We start from the raw sequence: 17,269 nt of genomic DNA on the forward strand, positions 1-17,269 counted from the left end.
GGCGCCAGACGCTGCCCATCTCCAGGCCGATCACGCCCGAGCCGATGACGCCCAGGCGCTTGGGCACGGATTCGAGTGCCAGCGCGCCGTCGTTGGACAGGATGTTGATCTCGTCGAAATCCACGTCCGGCAGCGCGCGCGCGTTGGAGCCGGTGGCCACCACGATCTGCTTGCCGACCAGCGTCTCGTTGCTGGCGCCCTGCACCTGGATCTCGTAGCCGCCCTCCACCGCCTTGGCGAACGAGCCGCGGCCGTGGAAGAAGCTGACCTTGTTCTTCTTGAACAAGTACAGGATGCCGTCGTTGTTCTGCTTCACCACGGTGTCCTTGCGGCCGATCATGGTCGGCACGTCCATGCTGACCTTGCCGGTGCTGATGCCGTGCTCGGCAAAGTGCTTGTTGGCGTGCTCGAAGTACTCGGACGATTGCAAGAGCGCCTTGGACGGGATGCAGCCCACGTTGGTGCAGGTGCCGCCGGGCGCGGGGCCGCCCTTGTCATTGGTCCAGGCGTCGATGCAGGCGACCTGCATGCCGAGTTGCGCTGCGCGGATGGCCGCGATGTAGCCGCCGGGGCCGGCGCCGATGACGATGACGTCGAATTGCTTGCTCATGGTGTTGTCGGAAATTGGTTGGCTGAATGGAAAAACCCACCGCAGGGCCGGGCCGAGGGTGGGTTTGCCGAAAAAGGAAAGCGAGGGGCCGACCCGCTGGCTGTCAGAGGTCGAACAGCAGGCGCGAGGGGTCTTCCAGCGCGTCCTTCATGGCCACCAGGCCCAGCACGGCCTCGCGGCCGTCGATGATGCGGTGGTCGTAGGACATCGCCAGATAGTTCATCGGGCGCACCACGACCTGGCCGTTCTCGACCACGGCGCGGTCCTTGGTGGCGTGCACGCCCAGGATGGCCGACTGGGGCGGGTTGATGATGGGGGTGGACATCATCGAGCCGAAGGTGCCGCCGTTGCTGATCGAGAACGTGCCGCCGGTCATCTCCTCGATGCCCAGCTTGCCCTCGGCGGCCTTCTTGCCGAATTCGGCAATCTTCTTTTCGATGTCGGCAAAGCTCATCTGGTCGGCGTTGCGCAGGATCGGCACGACCAGGCCGCGCGGCGAGCCCACGGCAATGCCGATGTCGAAGTAGCCGTGGTACACGATGTCGTTGCCGTCCACGCTGGCGTTGATCACCGGGAACTTCTTCAGGGCGTGCACCGCGGCCTTGACGAAGAAGCTCATGAAGCCGAGCTTGACGCCGTGCTCCTTGGTGAACTGGTCCTGGAACTTCTTCCTCAGCTCCATCACCGGGGCCATGTTGACCTCGTTGAAGGTGGTCAGGATGGCGTTGGTGGACTGCGACTGCAGCAGGCGCTCGGCAATGCGCGCGCGCAGGCGCGTCATGGGCACGCGCTGCTCGGGGCGGTTGCCCAGGTCGGGCGCGCCGGCCGGCGCGGCCACCTGGGGCAGCGCCTTGGTGGGCACGCCCGTGGGGATGACGGCTGCGGTGGACTTGGCAGCGCCGCTGGAGGCGGCCAGCGCGTCGCCCTTGGTCACGCGGCCGTCCTTGCCGCTGCCCTGCACGTCACTGGCCGACAGGCCCTTTTCCGACAGGATCTTGGCAGCGGCCGGCATGGCCACATCGCCCTTGCTGCCGCCCACGGCAGGTGCGGCAGGCGCGGCAGCTGCGGAGGGTGCAGCGGCAGCGGATGCGGCAGCCGGAGCCGACGCCGGTGCCGCAGTGGAAGCCACGGCATTGGTGTCGATGCGCGCGATGGTCTGCTCGGAGGCGACGGTGGCGCCGTCGGCCTGCAGGATCTCGGCCAGCACGCCGGCAGCGGGCGCGGGCACCTCCAGCACGACCTTGTCGGTCTCGATCTCGATCAGGATCTCGTCCTGGGCGACGGCCTCGCCGGCCTTCTTCTTCCACGACATCAGCGTGGCCTCGGCCACGGATTCGGACAGCTGGGGAACCTTGACTTCAACGATGGACATTTGTGAATGCTTTCCAAAAAGGGTTTTGTCTGTACTGAGGGATCGCGGCCTTGGCCTTACTTGGTCAGGACAAAACCCTTGAGCTTGGCAAACGCTGCTTCGACCAGCGCCTTTTGCTGCTCCTGGTGCAGGTGGGCGTAGCCCACGGCGGGCGATGCCGATGCGGCGCGGCCGGCGTAGCCGAGCTTCTGGCCCGTCTGCATGTTCTCGTGGATGTTGTGCTGGATGAAGAACCAGGCGCCCTGGTTCTGCGGCTCGTCCTGGCACCACACGAGTTCGGTGGCCTTGGGGTATTTCTTCAGCTCGGCAGCGAAGGCCTTGTGCGGGAAGGGGTAGAGCTGCTCGACGCGCACGATGGCCACGTCCTGGCGCTCGGCCTCGGCGCGTTTCTTGACCAGGTCGTAGTACACCTTGCCCGAGCAGGCGATGACGCGCTTGACCTTGGCGGCGTTCTGCGCGACGGCCCCGTCCTGCTCGCCCAGCACGGTGCGGAAGGCGCCTTCGGTGAACTCGGACACGGGCGAGGTCGCATCCTTGTTCCGCAGCAGCGACTTCGGCGTCATGATGACCAGGGGCTTCCTCAGGTTGCGCACCATCTGGCGGCGCAGCACGTGGAAGATCTGGCTGGCCGTGGTGGGCTGCACGATCTGCATGTTGGCCTCGGCGGCCAGCTGCATGAAGCGCTCCAGGCGCGCCGAGCTGTGCTCGGGGCCCTGGCCTTCGTAGCCGTGCGGCAGCATCAGCGTCAGGCCGTTGATGCGGCCCCACTTCACTTCGCCCGAGGCGATGAACTGGTCGATCACGACCTGCGCACCGTTGGCGAAGTCGCCGAACTGCGCCTCCCAGATGACCAGGGTGTTGGGGTCGTTGGAGGCGTAGCCGTACTCGAACGCCAGCACCGCCTCTTCCGACAGGATGGAGTCGATGACCACGAACGGCGCCTGGTTCTCGGCGACGTTCGAGAGGGGCACGTAGGTGCCCTCGTCCCACTTCTCGCGCTTCTGGTCGTGGATGACGGCGTGGCGGTGCGTGAAGGTGCCGCGACCGCTGTCCTCGCCCGACAGGCGGATGGGATAGCCCGAGGCGACCAGCGAGGCGAACGCCATGTGCTCGCCCATGCCCCAGTCCACGTTGAGCTCGCCCCGGCCCATGGCGGCGCGGTCATCCAGCACCTTCTTGACCAGCATGTGCGGCGTGACGCCCTCGGGCAGCGTGGTGATGCGCTCGGCCAGGCGCCTCCACTCGGCCAGCGGGATGGCAGTGTCGCCAGCGTCCGTCCAGGTCTTGCCCAGGAAGGGGCTCCAGTCCACAGCGTACTTGCTCTTGAAGTTGGTCAGCACCGGATCGACCGTGTGCTTGCCCTCTTCCATGGCGGCGCGATAGGCCTTCGCCATGTCGTCACCCAGGGTCTCGCCCAGGCCCTGCGCAGCCAGCTTGTCGGCGTAGAGCTTCCTCGTGCCGGGGTGCTGGGCGATCTTCTTGTACATCAGCGGCTGGGTGAGCATGGGCGTGTCCTGCTCGTTGTGGCCCAGCTTGCGGTAGCAGACGATGTCCACCACCACGTCGCGCGCAAACTCCATGCGGTATTCCAGCGCCAGCTGCATGGCCAGGCACACGGCTTCCGGGTCGTCGCCGTTCACGTGCAGCACGGGCGACTCGATCATCTTCACGATGTCGGTGCAGTACAGCGTCGAGCGCAGGTCGCGCGGGTCCGACGTGGTGAAGCCGATCTGGTTGTTGATGATGATGTGCACCGTGCCGCCGGTGGTGTAGCCGCGCGTCTCTGACAGCGCCAGAGTCTCCTGGTTCACGCCCTGGCCAGCGAATGCCGCGTCGCCGTGCACCAGCACCGCCAGCACCTGCTTACCCTTGGGGTCACCCCGACGGTCCATGCGCGAGCGCACCGAGCCCTCGACCACGGGGTTGACGATCTCAAGGTGCGAGGGGTTGAAGGCCAGTGCCAGGTGCACCGGGCCGCCCGGGGTGGACACGTCCGACGAAAAGCCCGCGTGGTACTTCACGTCGCCGGCGGGCAGGTCCTCGGGGGCGGTGTGGTCGAACTCGGCAAACAGGTCCTTGGGCATCTTGCCCAGGGTGTTGACCAGCACATTCAGGCGGCCGCGGTGCGCCATGCCGATGACCAGCTCCTGGATGCCGGAGCTGCCGGCCGAGTTGATCAGCTCGTCCATTGCGGCGATGAAGCTCTCGCCACCTTCGAGCGAGAAGCGCTTCTGGCCGACGTACTTGGTGTGCAGGAAGCGCTCCAGGCCTTCGGCGGCCGTGAGGCGCTCGAGGATGCGCTTCTTCTTCTCGGCATCGAACTGGGGCTTTGCGCGGATCGACTCGAGTTTTTGCTGCCACCAGCGCTTCTGGTTCTGGTCGGTGGTGTACATGTACTCGGCGCCGATGGTGCCGCAGTAGGTCTCGCGCAGAGCGTTGATCAGCTCGCGCAGCGGCATGCTCTCCTTGCCGAAGAAGGTGTTGCCGACGTTGAACACCGTCTCCTGGTCGGCGTCGGTGAGGCCGTAGAACGACGGCTCCAGCTCGGGAATGCTCGGGCGCTCCTGGCGCTTGAGCGGATCGAGGTCGGCCCAGCGCTGGCCCACGTTGCGGTAGGCGGCGATGAGCTGCTGCACGCCCACGCGCTTCCTGCCCAGCTCGGAGTCGGCGCCGGTGGCGATGACGACCTGGGTGCCGCCCTGCTTGGCGCGCTCGGCAAAGGCGTTGATGACGGGCAGGTGCGGCACGTCGCGCGCATCGCTGCCATCGACCGCGGGCACATGCTGCAGCGCATCGAAGTATTCGCGCCACGAGTCCGGCACGCTACCGGGGTTGGCAAGGTAGCTTTCGTACATCTCCTCGACATAGGGCGCGTTGCCGCCGAAGAGATAGGTGTTGCCCTGGTAGGCTTGGTAGACGGACGTGGGTTCGCTCATTGCTGCGCTGACCTCCGCTTCCCTCCGGGGAAGCTTGAGCTGGTTGTGTGAAAAACCTTCCGCGGCACGGCTGAACCGGTTGGCGGATGCGACTGTGGCAGGGGAAGGACCTGGTGCGGCAGGTATTGTGCCACCGATGCCCCCGCGGGCCCGGGCATGCAGCAGATGCTTTCCAGGCATGCGGCTGGCTTACATTTGCACCGTGTCCTTCCCGGGTTGCCCATGACCGCCTCCTCTCTGCAAGGCCGAACGCTGCTGCTCGTCCTCATTGCCGCAACAGTGGGTTTTGCCGCCATCCTGTGGCCGTTCAACGGCGCCGTCTTCTGGGGCGTGGTGCTGGCCATCCTGTTCACGCCGCTGCACCGGCGGCTGCTCGCGCGCATGCCGCGCTGGCCCAATCTGGCGGCCTTCCTCACCCTGTGCCTATGCCTGCTGGTCGTCATCCTGCCGACGGCGCTGATCGGCGCGTCCATGGTGCAGGAGGCGAGCGTCGCCTACAACCGCCTGCGCTCGGGCCAGCTCAACTTCGGCGAATACGTGCAGCAGGTGCTGGACGCGCTGCCGCCCTGGGCCGTCTCGCTGCTGCAGCGCTTTCACCTGACGTCCATGTCCGAGGTGCAGGAGCGGCTGACCTCGCTGGGCGCGCAGGCCAGCAAGGTGCTGGCCACCAAGGCCCTGGACATGGGTCAGAACACGCTGCAGTTCATCGTGTCGCTGGGCGTCATGCTGTACCTGCTGTTCTTCCTGCTGCGCGATGGCACGGCGCTGGTGCAACGCATCCGCGACGCCATCCCCATGGACGATGGCCACAAGCGCCAGCTGGGCGAAAAATTCACCACCGTGATCCGCGCCACCGTCAAGGGCAACATCGTGGTGGCCGCGGTGCAGGGTGCCCTGGGCGGCCTGATCTTCTGGGTGCTGGACATCCAGGGCCCGGTCATGTGGGGGGTGCTGATGGCCTTCCTGTCGCTGCTGCCGGCCGTGGGCGCCAGCCTGATCTGGGGGCCGGTGGCCATCTATTTCTTTGCCACGGGCGCGGTGTGGCAGGCCAGCATCCTCACCGCCTTCGGCCTGGGCGTGATCGGGCTGGTGGACAACCTGCTGCGCCCCCTCCTGGTGGGCAAGGACACCAAGATGCCCGACTACGTGGTGCTGATCTCCACCCTGGGCGGCATGGCGCTGTTCGGGCTGATGGGCTTCGTGATCGGGCCGGTCATCGCCGCCCTGTTCATGGCCGTGTGGGACCTGTTCGCGCCGCCGCGCCGGGGCGCCGGCTAGCGGAGCGACGCCTCTCCATGCGCGGCAGGCTCAATCGGCATTTCTTCGTCGCCGCGGCGCTGGCGCTGTGCCTGGGCGTGGTTCTGCTGCTGGCGCGTGCCTTGCACACGCTGCACACCGAGCAGTGGCAGCACGCCGAGCAGACCAACGCCACGCTGGCGCACACGCTCGAGCAGAACATTGCCCGCACCATCGACAGCTTCGACCGCTCGCTGGTCGGCGTGGTCAGCAGCCTGGAGCAGTTCGACACCGCCCACATGAGTCCCACGCTGCGCTCGGCCCTCTTGTTCGACCATTCGCTGCGCTCGCGCGGCCGGGGCGAGGTGGCGGTGCTGGACATCCATGGCGACGTGGTCATCGAGTCGGGCTCGGTGCTGCCGCGCGCCTTCAACCTGGCCGACCGGGACTACTTCCGCGCCCACATGCGCGAGAACTTCCGCGGCCTCTACGTCGGGCGGCCCGTGCAGGCACGGCTGTCGGGCGGCGCAGCGAGCCTGCCGCTCAGCCGTGCCTATTACCACTCCGACGGCAGCCTCGGCGGCGTGGTGGTAGGCACCATCCGCAGCGGCTATTTCGAAGAACTGTTCGCCTCGGTGGACCTGGGGCCCAGCAGCCGGATCGTGCTGTGGCGCGATGACGGCTCGGTCCTGGCGCAGTTCTCCCCGGGGGGCACCACCCCGCTGCAGCTGGGGCCGCAACAGCTGCAGCGCATGCTCGCAAGCGAGGCCGGCACCTTCATCGACGAGCGGCCCGCCCCGGGTGACCCGGCGATGCTGCACGCCTTTCGCCGCCTGAGCGATTACCCGCTGATCGTGAGCGTGGACCAGCCGGTCGCCACCATCGACGCACGCTGGCGCAGCGCGGCCCTGGTGCCGGCGCTGCTGGCGCTGGTGCTGATCGCCGCCTTCCTCGCCCTGACCTGGGCGTTTCTGCGCGAGCTGGACCGCCGCCAGGCCGTCAGCGCCCAGCTTGCGCGGGCCGAGCACGACCTGCGCACCATCCTGAACAACCTGCCCTCGCGCGTCGGCTACTGGGACGCGGCGCTGCGCAACCGCTTCGCCAACGATGGCTACCGGCGCCTGCTGGGCGCCACGCCCGCGCAGCTGGCCAGCCAGCGCCTGCCCGAACTGCTGGGCGAGCCGGGTTACGCGCCCTTTGCCGCGCACGTCGAGCATGCGCTGCAGGGGCAGCGCCAGATGTTCGAGCTCGACCTGCCGGCAGACGATGCCGGCGGGGCGCGCCACCTGCGCTGCACCCTGGTGCCCGACCTGGACGCGGCCAGCGCGCGCGTGCAGGGCTTTTTCGTGCAGATCGACGACCTGACCGAGCGCAAGCGCATGGAGGACCTGCTGTTCGAGGAAAAGGAGCGCGCACGCCTGACGCTGCAGTCCATCGGCGATGCCGTGCTGTGCACCGATGCTGAGGGACGCATCACCTTCATCAACCCGGCGGCCGAGGATCTCACCGGCTGGCAGTCCTTCGACGCGGCCGGCCAGCCCGTGGAGCAGGTGGCCATCCTCGTGCCGGCCGCCGGCGACGTGGCGCCGCAGGACGCCCCGCCCCACCCCATGCTCCTGGCCCTGGCCCGGGGCCGCGGCCACGCCGCCCAGCGCGGCCAGGTGCTGCGCCGGCGTGGCGGCGGGCAGGTGGAGGTCGAGGAGACGGCGCGGCCCATCCACGACCGCGAGGGCCAGGTCAGCGGCGCCGTCATGGTGCTGCGCGACGTCACCCACGCGGTGGAGCTGGCGCGCCGCCTCGAACACCTGGCCCGGCACGACGCGCTCACCGGCCTGCCCAACCGCCTGGCGCTGCAGGAGCGGGCTGCCCAGGCCATCGCCCTGGCCGGGCGCGACGGGCAGCAGCTGGCCGTCATGTACCTGGACCTGGACGGCTTCAAGCAGGTCAACGACACCCTCGGGCACGACGCCGGCGACCTGCTGCTGGCGCAGGTCGCCCAGCGCTTTCTGCAGGCCGTGCGCGCCAGCGACACGGTCTGCCGCCAGGGCGGCGACGAGTTCATCGTGCTGCTGCCGCAGGTGAGCGGCGCCGAACAGGCGGCGGCGGTGGCGCGCAAGCTGCTCGATGCCTGCGCGCCCGCCTTCATGCTGGGCGGCACGCCCGTGCACGTGGGCCTGAGCGGCGGAGTGGCGCTGTACCCGCGGCACGGCGACGGGTTCGAGGCCCTGGCGCGCTGCGCCGACGCGGCGCTGTACGCCGCCAAGCGCCGCGGGCGTGGCTGCGTGATGCTCGCGCCGGCGCCAGGCCAGGCCGACCCACTGTGGCTTGCCGGCCTGGGCGGCCCCGGCGGGCTGCAGCCCGCCGACAGCTGAACTTCTGTTTGAATAGCATTAACTCAAGGCCCTGCAAGGGTTTGAGCCACATTTCACCCCAAATTCACCGGCCATTTGCCATCCCCCCACTTGGACCGGCCGGGCAGGCAGGCCACACTGGAGCCAGCGCAGACAGGAGAACCCCATGACCGACACCTTCGCCGCCCATCCATCCCCAGCCACCCCGACCACCGCCGCTGCCGCTGCCGCTGCCGCTGCCGCTGCCGCTGCCGCCAACACGGTCTATGCCTGCATCGATGGCCTGGCGCCGACGCATGCCGTCGTGGACGGCGCCGTCTGGGCCGCCGAGCGCTTGGGCGCGCCCCTGGCGCTGCTGCACACCCTGCAGCAGCCCGAGCCGCTGCCCCCCGTGGGCGACTACAGCGGCGTGATCGGCATGGGCGCGCAGGATCTGCTGCTCGAGCGGCTCAATGCGCTGGACGAAGAGCGCACCCAGCTGGCGCACGAGGCCGCCCGGCGCATGCTCGAGGCCGCGCGCGAGCGCGTGCCCGCTGCCGCGGCGACTGGTCTGCGCACCCTGCTGCACCACGGCGAGCTGACCGACGTGCTGCTGGAGCAGGAACCCCAGGCGCGGCTGTTCGTCCTGGGCAGCAACCACCGCCCGTCCGCCGCGCGCAAGCTGCGGCTGGACTACCGGGTCGAAGGCGTGGTGCGCAACGTGCGCCAGCCGGTCATGGTCATGGCGCGGCCCGAATTCACGCCGCCCACCGGTTTCGTCGTAGCCTACGACGGCAGCGCCACGGCGCACCGCGCGGTGCAGGCGGTGGCGCGCAGCCCGCTGCTGCGCGGCATGCCGGGCCTGTTGGCCATGGCGGGCGAGCCCACGCAGCAGGCGCACGAGTGCCTGCAGGAAGCCAGCGCGCTGCTGCAGGCGGCCGGCTTTTCGGTGGACGTGCGCGTCATCCCCGGCGCGCCGGAAGAAGCCATCCCCGGCCTGATGGACGAGCGCCCGCAGGACCTGCTGGTGCTGGGCGCCTACGGCCACTCGCGCATCCGCCAGCTCATCGTGGGCAGCACCACCACGGCGCTGCTGCGCCTGTCCAACGTGCCGGTGCTGGTGCTGCGCTGAACCTTCTGTCAGGACACTTCGGCGCTTTCCACGGGGGCGTCCAGCGCCGACGCCACCAGGCGCCGGGTGTAGGGGTGCTGCGGCTGGTTCAGCACCTGCCCGACGGGGCCGCTTTCGACCACCTCGCCGTCCTTCATGACCAGCACCTCGTGCGCCATGGCCGCCACCACCGCCACGTCGTGGGTGATGAGCAGGTAGGACAGCGCGCGCTCCTTCTGCAGCCGCTGCAGCAGCGCCAGCACCTGCTGCTGGATGGTCACGTCCAGCGCGCTGGTCGGCTCGTCGAGCACCAGCAGCTGCGGCTCGACGACGAGCGCGCGGGCAATCGCCAGGCGCTGGCGCTGGCCGCCGGAGAACTCGTGCGGATAGCGGTCCAGCAGGCCGGGGAACTGAGCCTCGGCCAGGCCCACCTCACCCAGCATGGCGGCCACACGCGCGCGCTGCGCACCGGCGGCCAGTTGCGGCTCGTGCACGCGCAGGCCTTCGCCGACGATCTCGGCCACCGTCATGCGCGGCGACAGCGAGGAGAACGGATCCTGGAAGACCACCTGCACCCGGCGGCGCAGCGCCTGGTTGTGCGCGCTGTTGCGCTGCGCGGGCTGCTGCCAGGGCTGGCCAGCCACGGCCAGCGTGCCCCGGCTGGGCAGCAGGCCCAGCAGCGCCTGGGCCAGCGTGGACTTGCCCGAGCCCGACTCGCCCACCACACCCAGCGTGCGGCCCTGCGGCAGGGAAAACTCCGCCCCCCGCACGGCGACGAACTCGCCGCGCGAGAACCAGCCGCGCACGCCCGGCAGCGGCACCGGGTAGGCCACGCGCAGACCCTGCGCCAGCGCGGCAGGCGGCGCATCGGGTGGCACGGGCGCATCGAGTACGTCGCGCTGCGGCGTGCTGTGGATCAGCCGGCGCGTGTAGGCATGCTGCGGCGCGGCAAAGACCTGCGCCACCGCGCCCTGCTCGACCAGGTGGCCCTGCTCCATCACGGCCACGCGGTCGGCAAAGCGGCGCACCAGCTGCAGGTCGTGGGTGATGAGCAGCACCGCCATGCCGGTCTGGCGCTGCAGGTCGGACAGCAGCTCGAGGATCTGCCCGCGCAGCGTGACGTCCAGCGCCGTGGTCGGCTCGTCGGCCAGCAGCAGGCGCGGGCGGCTGGCCAGCGCCATGGCGATCATGGCGCGCTGGCGCTGCCCGCCCGAGAGCTGGTGGGGAAAGCCCTGCGCGCGCCGCGCCGGCTCGGGGATGCCGGTCGATGCCAGCAATTCGATAGCACCAAGTCCAGCCTGGACGCGGCCCAGCGCCTGTTTCAGCATCAAAACCTCGGCCACTTGCTCGCCCACCGTCATGAGCGGGTTGAGCGCCGTCATGGGCTCCTGGAAGATCATGGCGATATCGCCGCCGCGCACGCCGCGCAGTTCGCGCTCGGGCAGCGCCAGCAGGTCGCCGCGCCCCTGCAGCAGCGCCCGGCCCTGCACCCGGGCATCGCCCGCCAGGCGCAGCAGCGACAGTGCCGTGACCGTCTTGCCGGAGCCCGACTCGCCCACCAGGGCCAGTTTTTCACCGGCATGGATGTCGAAGCTCACGCCGTGCACCACCGGCTTGGCGCCAAAGGACACGCGCAGGTCCCGCACCTGCAGCAGGGGCTGGTCGCTCATGGCGGGCGCTGGGGCGGTGTCGGGAGCGCCTGTCATTGGCCAGCCTTGCGCGGGTCGAGCGCGTCGCGCAGCGCATCGCCCATGAAGGTGAGCAGCAGCAGCGTGGTGACCAGCACGGCAAAGGTGGACAGCGAGATCCACCACGCATCGATGTTGTTCTTGCCCTGACTCAGCAGCTCGCCCAGGCTGGGTGTGCCCGGTGGCACCCCAAGCCCCAGGAAGTCTAGCGAAGTCAGCGCCAGGATGGCCGCGCCCATGCGAAACGGCAGGAAGGTGACCACCGGCGTCATGCTGTTGGGCAGGATGTGGCGCCAGATGATCTGCCCGTTCTGCACCCCCAGGGCGCGCGCGGCCTTGACGTAGTCGAGCTGGCGGTTGCGCAGGAACTCGGCGCGCACGTAGTCCGACAGGCCCATCCAGCCAAAGAGCGACAGCAGTGCCAGCAAGAGCGCCAAGCTGGGCGCGAACACCGCGCTGAAGATGATGAGCAGGTACAGCTCGGGCATGGAGCCCCAAATCTCGATGAAGCGCTGGAAGGCCAGGTCCACCTTGCCGCCAAAAAAACCCTGCACCGCGCCGGCGGCCACCCCCAGCACCACGCCCACGGCCGTGAGCGCCAGGCCGAACAGCACGCTGACGCGAAACCCGTAGATCAGCTGCGCCAGCATGTCGCGGCCGCGGTCGTCCGTGCCCAGCCAGTTCTCGCGCGAGGGCGGCGAGGGGTTGGGCTCCTGGCTGAAATAGTTCAGCGTGCCGGCGCCGTAGCGGTTGGGCGGGTACAGCGCCCAGTTGCCGCCCTCGGTGATGCGCTGGCGCACGAAGGGGTCGAGGTAGTCGGCGGGCGTGGGGAAGTCGCCCCCGAAGGTGGTCTCCGGGTAGTCACGCACCAGGGGAAAGTACAGCTGCCGCTCGTAGCGCACGACCAGCGGCCGGTCGTTGCTGATGAGCTCGGCGGCCAGGCTGAGCGTGACCAGGGTGCAGAACAGTACCAGGCTCCAGTAGCCCAGGCGGTTGGCGCGGAAACGCCGCCAAGCGCGGCGGCGGGGCGAGGCGCTGGAGGGGGCAGGTCTTGAAGCAGGTTCAGCGGGCATCGCGCAGCAAAAGGGTTTGGCTGTAGCTCAGGAAACCCTCCAGATGGGTTTCGATGATGGCTACCGTGATGGGCAGCTGCAGCTTTTGGTAATCGTGCACGGCAATGTTGCGAAAGCCGACCATGCGCTGCAGCTCGTCGGCCAGCGCTGGCTCGATGACTCCGCCGCGCGCCAGCAGGGCAAACACATCGCGCGCGCTTTGCGGCACGCCCAGGCGGTCACGGCGTACCAGGTGCTGGCCCATGTCCAGCGCAGCCTCGCAGGCTCGCTGGATATTCAGGATGGCGGCATCCTGGCGCGTGAAGTCAGCGGCAAAGCTGTCCGGGTCGCGGAAATATTCTTCGCGGGCACGCGCCACACAACGCTCTATGGTGGCAGCCTTGTTGAGCAATACGTCGTCAGCCATAGACCCTCCCTCTGCGCAAGATATCTTCGAGCAGCCCGGAGCGGGCTGCGTCGAGGTCAGTCTTCTGGCTCAGGATGGCCGCTTCGTACAGTGCCGCCTGGCTGTCGCGCGCCCACCAGCGCTGGCCTGTGGTCACGATCTGGTACTGCATGACTGTCGAGGCGGCGCGCAGATCGAGCAGGTCCACGGCAGGCCCGGCGACGTCTGTCAGGTCCGCGGCCAGTGTCCACAGGACGAGTGGGTCGGCATAGCCCTCGACCAGAACTGCCATGTCCAGATCGCTGTCCGATCGGGCCGTGCCCTGCACACGACTGCCAAAGCCGTACACCGCCAGCAGCCCCGGCAGGTGTACCTGCGCGCGGGCGACCAGCCGGTCTGCCAGATCCTTGTCAACGGTTGTCGCCTCGTCCACTGGATTTCCTCAATCAAACTTCACCCGCGGATCGACCCAGACATAGCACAGGTCGGAAATCAGCTTGGTCACCAGCCCGATCAGCGTGAACAGGAACAAAGTGCCCAGCACCACGGGATAGTCGCGGCGAATCACGCTCTCGTAGCTCAGCAGCCCCAGGCCGTCGAGCGAGAACAGCGTCTCGATCAGCAGCGAGCCGGCGAAGAAGGCGCCGACGAAGGCCGCCGGGAAGCCGGTGACGATGGGGATCAAGGCGTTGCGAAACACGTGCTTGTACAGCACCTGGCGCTCGGACAGGCCCTTGGCGCGCGCCGTCAGCACGTATTGCTTGCGAATCTCCTCCAGAAAGGCGTTTTTCGTCAGCATGGCCGTGACCGCGAAGCTGCCCGCGACCATGGCGGTGACGGGCAGCGCGATGTGCCACAGGTAGTCCACGATGCGCGCGCCCCAACTCAGTTCGTCCCAATTGGCCGAGGTCAGCCCGCGCAGCGGGAACCACTGCAGCTGCCCGCCGAAGATGACCAGCAGCGCCACGCCCAGCACGAAGCCGGGGATCGCGTAGCCCACCAAAATGACCAGTGTGGTGACGAAATCGAAGCGCGAGCCGGCGCGCACCGCCTTGGCCACGCCCAGCGGCACGGCGACCAGGTAGCTGATGAAAAACGTCCACAGGCCCAGGCTGATCGATACGGGCAGCTTTTCCTTGATGAGTTGCCATACGTCCTTGTTCTGAAAGAAGCTGCGCCCCAGGTCGAAGCGCGCAAACTGGCCCAGCATCTGGATGAAGCGCTCGTGCGGCGGCTTGTCGAAACCGTAGAGCTGCTTGATCTGCGCGAGGCGCTGGGGGTCCACCCCCTGCGCGCCGCGGTAGGCCATGCCGCCGCCCTCGCCCGCCCCGCCGCCGCCCGCGCCCATGCCGGCCTTGGCCTCGGCCAGATACTGCTCCACCGGCCCCCCGGGCACGAACTGGATGACGACGAAGGTCAGCAGCAGCACGCCCAGCAACGTGGGCAGCATGAGCAGCAGGCGCTTGAGGATGTAGGCGAACATGGCGTCAGGCCCCGGGCGCGGGCGGCTGCCCCTGCAGGCAGGCGCCCGCGCGGAGGGACGGAACAGGCGGGGCAGTCATGGGATGGCTCCTCAAGGGGGATTCATGGCAGAGCGGCCTACAAGAGCGGCTCATATCCAGCGCCGCACCCGCCGCCGGTAGTCGTCGTAGGCCGGGCCGAACCGCCCGGCCAGCGCACGCTCCTCCGGCAGGATCTGAAACCGGGTGATGAAGGCGACGAACACCGCCACCGCCAGCAGGGCCGCCGCGCTGCCCAGCCACAGGCACCAGGCCAGCAGCACCAGCGCCATGCCCAGGTACATGGGGTTGCGCGTGATGCGATAGGGCCCACCCTGCACCACGGCGCGTGAGCGCTCGGGCACCAGGGGGCTGGCGGTGGTGCGGTGGCGCCGAAACAGCGCCAGGCTCCACAGGGCCAGCCCCAGGCCGGCGCCCGCACACAGGAGCGCCAGCGGCAGGCGCAGGGCGAAGTCGATGCCCGGGCCAAGGGGCAGCCGGGCCAGTCCCCAGGCCAGCAGGGCGCACAGCAGGCCGACCAGGGGCGGCGGGATCTTGTGTTCCAGGGTTTTCATGAAAATTCAAGCAAAAACAGCGCAAATCCTTGCCAGTCAACGACAAGGCGCTATGGTTTTTCAGACCACCAGGTCTCCACCGCCCACATCTCGCCAGGCAAATACGGCGGCACCACATCGGGGCGCGCAAGGCGCCAGGCGTTATAGGCCATGCGGTGCGTGCCGGCCGACCACTGCGGAATCAGATAGTGCTCGTGGGCGACGATGCGGTCCAGCGCATGGCAGGCGGGCAGCAGCTGGTCGAGCGTCCGGGCCGAGACCATGGCCGCGATGGCGGCATCCACCGCCGGGTTCTTCACGCCGGGGAAGTTGCCCGAATCCTCCTGGTCCGCGGCCTGGCTGCCAAACAGGTCGGCGAACTCCTGCCCCGGGTTGTTCGTGCCCTGGTAGGCGATGGTGGTGATGTCGAAGTCGAACTTCTGCAGCCGCTGCTGGTACAGCGCAAAGTCCACTGAGCGGAACTTCAGTGTGATGCCGAGCTTTTGCAGGTTGTGCATCCACGACGACAGGGTGCGCATGCCGCCCTCGCTGCTGTCCATGTATTCGAGCACGAAGGGCTGGCCGGCCGCGTTGCGCAGCACGCCGTCGCCCTGCACCTGCCAGCCGGCCTGCCGCAGCAGGGCCTGCGCGCGGCGCAGGTTGGCTCGCAACTCGGCGGCGTCCCGCGGGGCGGGCGGCTCGGCCATGGGGCCGAAGACGCTGTCGGGCAGCTGCGCGCGCCAGGGCTCGAGCAGCGCCAGCTCCGCCGCGGTCGGCAGGCCGCGCGCCTCGCACAGGGTGTTGCCGAACAGGCCGTGCACGCGCTGGTAGGCGCCATAGAACAGGCGCCGGCTCATCCACTCGAAGTCGAACGCCAGGCCCAGAGCCTCGCGCACGCGCCGGTCCTGCAGGAAGGGGCGGCGCGTGTTCAGCACGAAGCTCTGGAAGCCCGAAGGCAGCTTGTGGGCAAATTCACCCTTGACCAGCTCGCCGCTGTCGAACTTCTTGCCGTTCACACGCCGCGCCCAGTCGCCGGCGCTGAAAAAACGCATCAGGTCGAATTCGCCCGCCTTCAGCGCCTCCAGCCGCGCCGTGCTGTCCTTGTAGATCTTGACGAGGACCCGGTCGAAGTTGGCCGTGCCCCGGCGCACCGGCAGGTCGCGCGCCCAGTACTGCGGGTCGCGCACGTAGGTGATGTCCTTGCCGAAATTGACCGGCCCGATGCGGTAGGGCCCGCTGCCGATGGGCACGTCCATGACCACCTGGTCGAAGGGCTTGAGGCGGCCGGCCTCGTCCAGCCCCCAGTCGCGGCTGAAGACGGGCAGGCCGCCCACGGTGAGCGGCAGCTCGCGGTTGGGTTTGTGGAAGCGGTAGCGCACGGTGCGCGCGTCCAGCACATCCACGCCGGCCACGTCGATCAGCAGGGTCTTGTAGCCGGGCGAGGTGAAGGGGCCCATCAGCGTGTCGAAGCTGTGCTTGACGTCCTGCGCCAGCACCGGCTTGCCGTTGTGAAAGCGCGCTTCGGGGCGCAGCCGGAAGGTGACGGACAGCCCGTCCGGCGCCACGCTTACGTCTTCGGCCAGCAGGCCGTAGCCGGTGGCGGTCTCGTCCATGGAGCCGGTCAGCAGCGTGTCGAACATCAGCGCCGCGAGGTAGGCCGGCGCGCTGCCGCGGATGGTGAAGGGGTTGTATTTGTCGAAGGTGGAGGTGCGCAGGTTGCTCACCAGGCGCAGCTCGCCGCCCTTGGGCGCCTGGGGGTTGACGTAGGGCAGGTGCGTGAAGCTGGCCGGCAGCGCGGGCTCGCCCCACAGGGCATAGGCATGAGCCGCCAGGACGGCCGGGCTGGCCAGGGCCAACGCGAAGCTTGCAAGACAGGTCAGCCAGGAGCGCATGCGACAATTCTGCACCACTGAAACAGCGCGTTTTCTGCCGCTGTCCTCACCGTCATCCGACGGACCTTCCACCGTCTCCTGGAGAGAACAACAATGGGTTTCCTCGCCGGCAAGAAGCTGCTCGTCACGGGCGTTTTGTCCAATCGTTCCATCGCCTACGGCATCGCCCGCGCCTGCCACAGCCAAGGGGCCGAGCTGGCCTTCAGCTATGTGGGCGAGCGTTTCAAGGGCCGCATCACCGAGTTTGCCGCCGAGTTCGGCTCTGAGCTGGTCTTTGATTGCGACGTGGCCGAGGACGGGCAGATCGAACAGATGTTCGCCGGGCTGCACGAGGCCTGGGGCCAGTTTGACGGCTTCGTGCACAGCATCGGCTTTGCGCCGCGCGAGGCGATTGCCGGCAACTTCCTCGACGGCCTGTCGCGCGAAGGTTTTCGCATCGCGCACGACATCAGCGCCTACAGCTTCCCGGCCATGGCCAAGGCGGCCCTGCCCTACCTGAACGACCGTTCCGCGCTGCTCACGCTGAGCTACCTGGGCGCGCTGCGCTCCATCCCCAACTACAACACCATGGGCCTGGCCAAGG

14 protein-coding genes are annotated in these 17,269 nt (G+C 68.5%); 4 read left to right on the plus strand and 10 right to left on the minus strand.

The genetic code is table 11. The features are described 5' to 3' along the window. The 3 genes from RT051_RS12160 to RT051_RS12170 form a co-directional block, all read right to left on the minus strand. Positions 1-610 (minus strand): FAD-dependent oxidoreductase (locus RT051_RS12160; protein WP_313077114.1); only part of this gene is annotated, 610 nt, incomplete at its 3' end. A gap of 103 nt (positions 611-713) precedes the next feature. Further along, a complete protein-coding gene (gene odhB, locus RT051_RS12165) occupies positions 714-1,982 on the minus strand; it encodes a 2-oxoglutarate dehydrogenase complex dihydrolipoyllysine-residue succinyltransferase (RefSeq protein ID WP_313077116.1) in 1,269 nt (422 codons plus the stop codon). Between the two features lie 56 nt (positions 1,983-2,038). Beyond that, on the minus strand, positions 2,039-4,918 hold the full coding sequence (locus RT051_RS12170) for a 2-oxoglutarate dehydrogenase E1 component (RefSeq protein ID WP_313077119.1): 2,880 nt from the start codon (positions 4,916-4,918) through the stop codon (positions 2,039-2,041). A 222-nt stretch (positions 4,919-5,140) separates the two neighbouring features. On the opposite strand from RT051_RS12170, the gene RT051_RS12175 reads away from it, so the two are divergent. The 3 genes from RT051_RS12175 (at position 5,141) to RT051_RS12185 (ending at position 9,616) form a co-directional block, all read left to right on the plus strand. Beyond that, positions 5,141-6,196, plus strand: a complete 1,056-nt coding sequence (locus RT051_RS12175) for an AI-2E family transporter (protein WP_313077121.1) — start codon at positions 5,141-5,143, stop codon at positions 6,194-6,196. Between the two features lie 17 nt (positions 6,197-6,213). After that, positions 6,214-8,526 carry a diguanylate cyclase domain-containing protein gene (locus RT051_RS12180; protein WP_313077124.1) on the plus strand — a complete coding sequence of 771 codons (2,313 nt, stop codon included), beginning with the start codon at positions 6,214-6,216 and terminating at the stop codon, positions 8,524-8,526. Between the two features lie 145 nt (positions 8,527-8,671). Further along, positions 8,672-9,616, plus strand: coding sequence for a universal stress protein (locus RT051_RS12185; protein ID WP_313077126.1), 945 nt, complete (start codon positions 8,672-8,674; stop codon positions 9,614-9,616). Between the two features lie 8 nt (positions 9,617-9,624). Here RT051_RS12185 and RT051_RS12190 read toward each other — a convergent pair whose 3' ends face one another. The 7 genes from RT051_RS12190 to RT051_RS12220 form a co-directional block, all read right to left on the minus strand. Then, positions 9,625-11,265 (minus strand): ABC transporter ATP-binding protein, encoded by a 1,641-nt coding sequence (locus RT051_RS12190; protein ID WP_409520602.1) that lies wholly within the window; start codon positions 11,263-11,265, stop codon positions 9,625-9,627. Between the two features lie 32 nt (positions 11,266-11,297). Continuing rightward, entirely contained in the window at positions 11,298-12,356 is a 1,059-nt protein-coding gene (locus RT051_RS12195) for an ABC transporter permease (RefSeq protein ID WP_313077131.1), read from the minus strand. Next, the gene (hepT, locus tag RT051_RS12200; protein ID WP_313077133.1) at positions 12,346-12,762 is read right to left on the minus strand and encodes a type VII toxin-antitoxin system HepT family RNase toxin; all 417 of its coding nucleotides are present in this window, start codon (positions 12,760-12,762) and stop codon (positions 12,346-12,348) included. Before hepT ends, RT051_RS12195 begins: the two co-directional genes overlap by 11 nt. Next, the gene (mntA, locus tag RT051_RS12205; RefSeq protein ID WP_409520603.1) at positions 12,755-13,174 is read right to left on the minus strand and encodes a type VII toxin-antitoxin system MntA family adenylyltransferase antitoxin; all 420 of its coding nucleotides are present in this window, start codon (positions 13,172-13,174) and stop codon (positions 12,755-12,757) included. The genes hepT and mntA overlap by 8 nt, the downstream gene beginning before the upstream one ends. 9 nt (positions 13,175-13,183) lie before the next feature. Beyond that, positions 13,184-14,224 carry a microcin C ABC transporter permease YejB gene (locus RT051_RS12210; protein ID WP_313077137.1) on the minus strand — a complete coding sequence of 347 codons (1,041 nt, stop codon included), beginning with the start codon at positions 14,222-14,224 and terminating at the stop codon, positions 13,184-13,186. A gap of 129 nt (positions 14,225-14,353) precedes the next feature. Continuing rightward, positions 14,354-14,815: an isoprenylcysteine carboxylmethyltransferase family protein gene (locus RT051_RS12215; protein WP_313077140.1), complete on the minus strand. Its 462-nt coding sequence runs from the start codon at positions 14,813-14,815 to the stop codon at positions 14,354-14,356. Positions 14,816-14,865: 50 nt separating this feature from the next. Continuing rightward, entirely contained in the window at positions 14,866-16,686 is a 1,821-nt protein-coding gene (locus tag RT051_RS12220) for an extracellular solute-binding protein (RefSeq protein ID WP_313077144.1), read from the minus strand. A 93-nt stretch (positions 16,687-16,779) separates the two neighbouring features. Here RT051_RS12220 and RT051_RS12225 point away from each other — a divergent pair. After that, the coding region (locus RT051_RS12225) for an SDR family oxidoreductase (RefSeq protein ID WP_313077147.1) at positions 16,780-17,269 on the plus strand (490 nt) is incomplete at its 3' end.

Source organism: Melaminivora sp., assembly GCF_032059615.1.
Lineage (GTDB): Bacteria > Pseudomonadota > Gammaproteobacteria > Burkholderiales > Burkholderiaceae_C > Melaminivora.

What these genes read in the sequence shown, in the direction of transcription:
- RT051_RS12215 (WP_313077140.1), bottom strand. Translation starts at nt 14,815, where the DNA reads ATGAAAACCCTGGAACACAAGATCCCGCCGCCCCTGGTCGGCCTGCTG.
- RT051_RS12175 (WP_313077121.1), top strand. Translation starts at nt 5,141, where the DNA reads ATGACCGCCTCCTCTCTGCAAGGCCGAACGCTGCTGCTCGTCCTCATT.
- odhB (WP_313077116.1), bottom strand. Translation starts at nt 1,982, where the DNA reads ATGTCCATCGTTGAAGTCAAGGTTCCCCAGCTGTCCGAATCCGTGGCC.
- RT051_RS12180 (WP_313077124.1), top strand. Translation starts at nt 6,214, where the DNA reads ATGCGCGGCAGGCTCAATCGGCATTTCTTCGTCGCCGCGGCGCTGGCG.
- RT051_RS12190 (WP_409520602.1), bottom strand. Translation starts at nt 11,265, where the DNA reads ATGAGCGACCAGCCCCTGCTGCAGGTGCGGGACCTGCGCGTGTCCTTT.
- RT051_RS12170 (WP_313077119.1), bottom strand. Translation starts at nt 4,918, where the DNA reads ATGAGCGAACCCACGTCCGTCTACCAAGCCTACCAGGGCAACACCTAT.
- RT051_RS12195 (WP_313077131.1), bottom strand. Translation starts at nt 12,356, where the DNA reads ATGCCCGCTGAACCTGCTTCAAGACCTGCCCCCTCCAGCGCCTCGCCC.
- RT051_RS12185 (WP_313077126.1), top strand. Translation starts at nt 8,672, where the DNA reads ATGACCGACACCTTCGCCGCCCATCCATCCCCAGCCACCCCGACCACC.
- RT051_RS12210 (WP_313077137.1), bottom strand. Translation starts at nt 14,224, where the DNA reads ATGTTCGCCTACATCCTCAAGCGCCTGCTGCTCATGCTGCCCACGTTG.
- hepT (WP_313077133.1), bottom strand. Translation starts at nt 12,762, where the DNA reads ATGGCTGACGACGTATTGCTCAACAAGGCTGCCACCATAGAGCGTTGT.
- RT051_RS12220 (WP_313077144.1), bottom strand. Translation starts at nt 16,686, where the DNA reads ATGCGCTCCTGGCTGACCTGTCTTGCAAGCTTCGCGTTGGCCCTGGCC.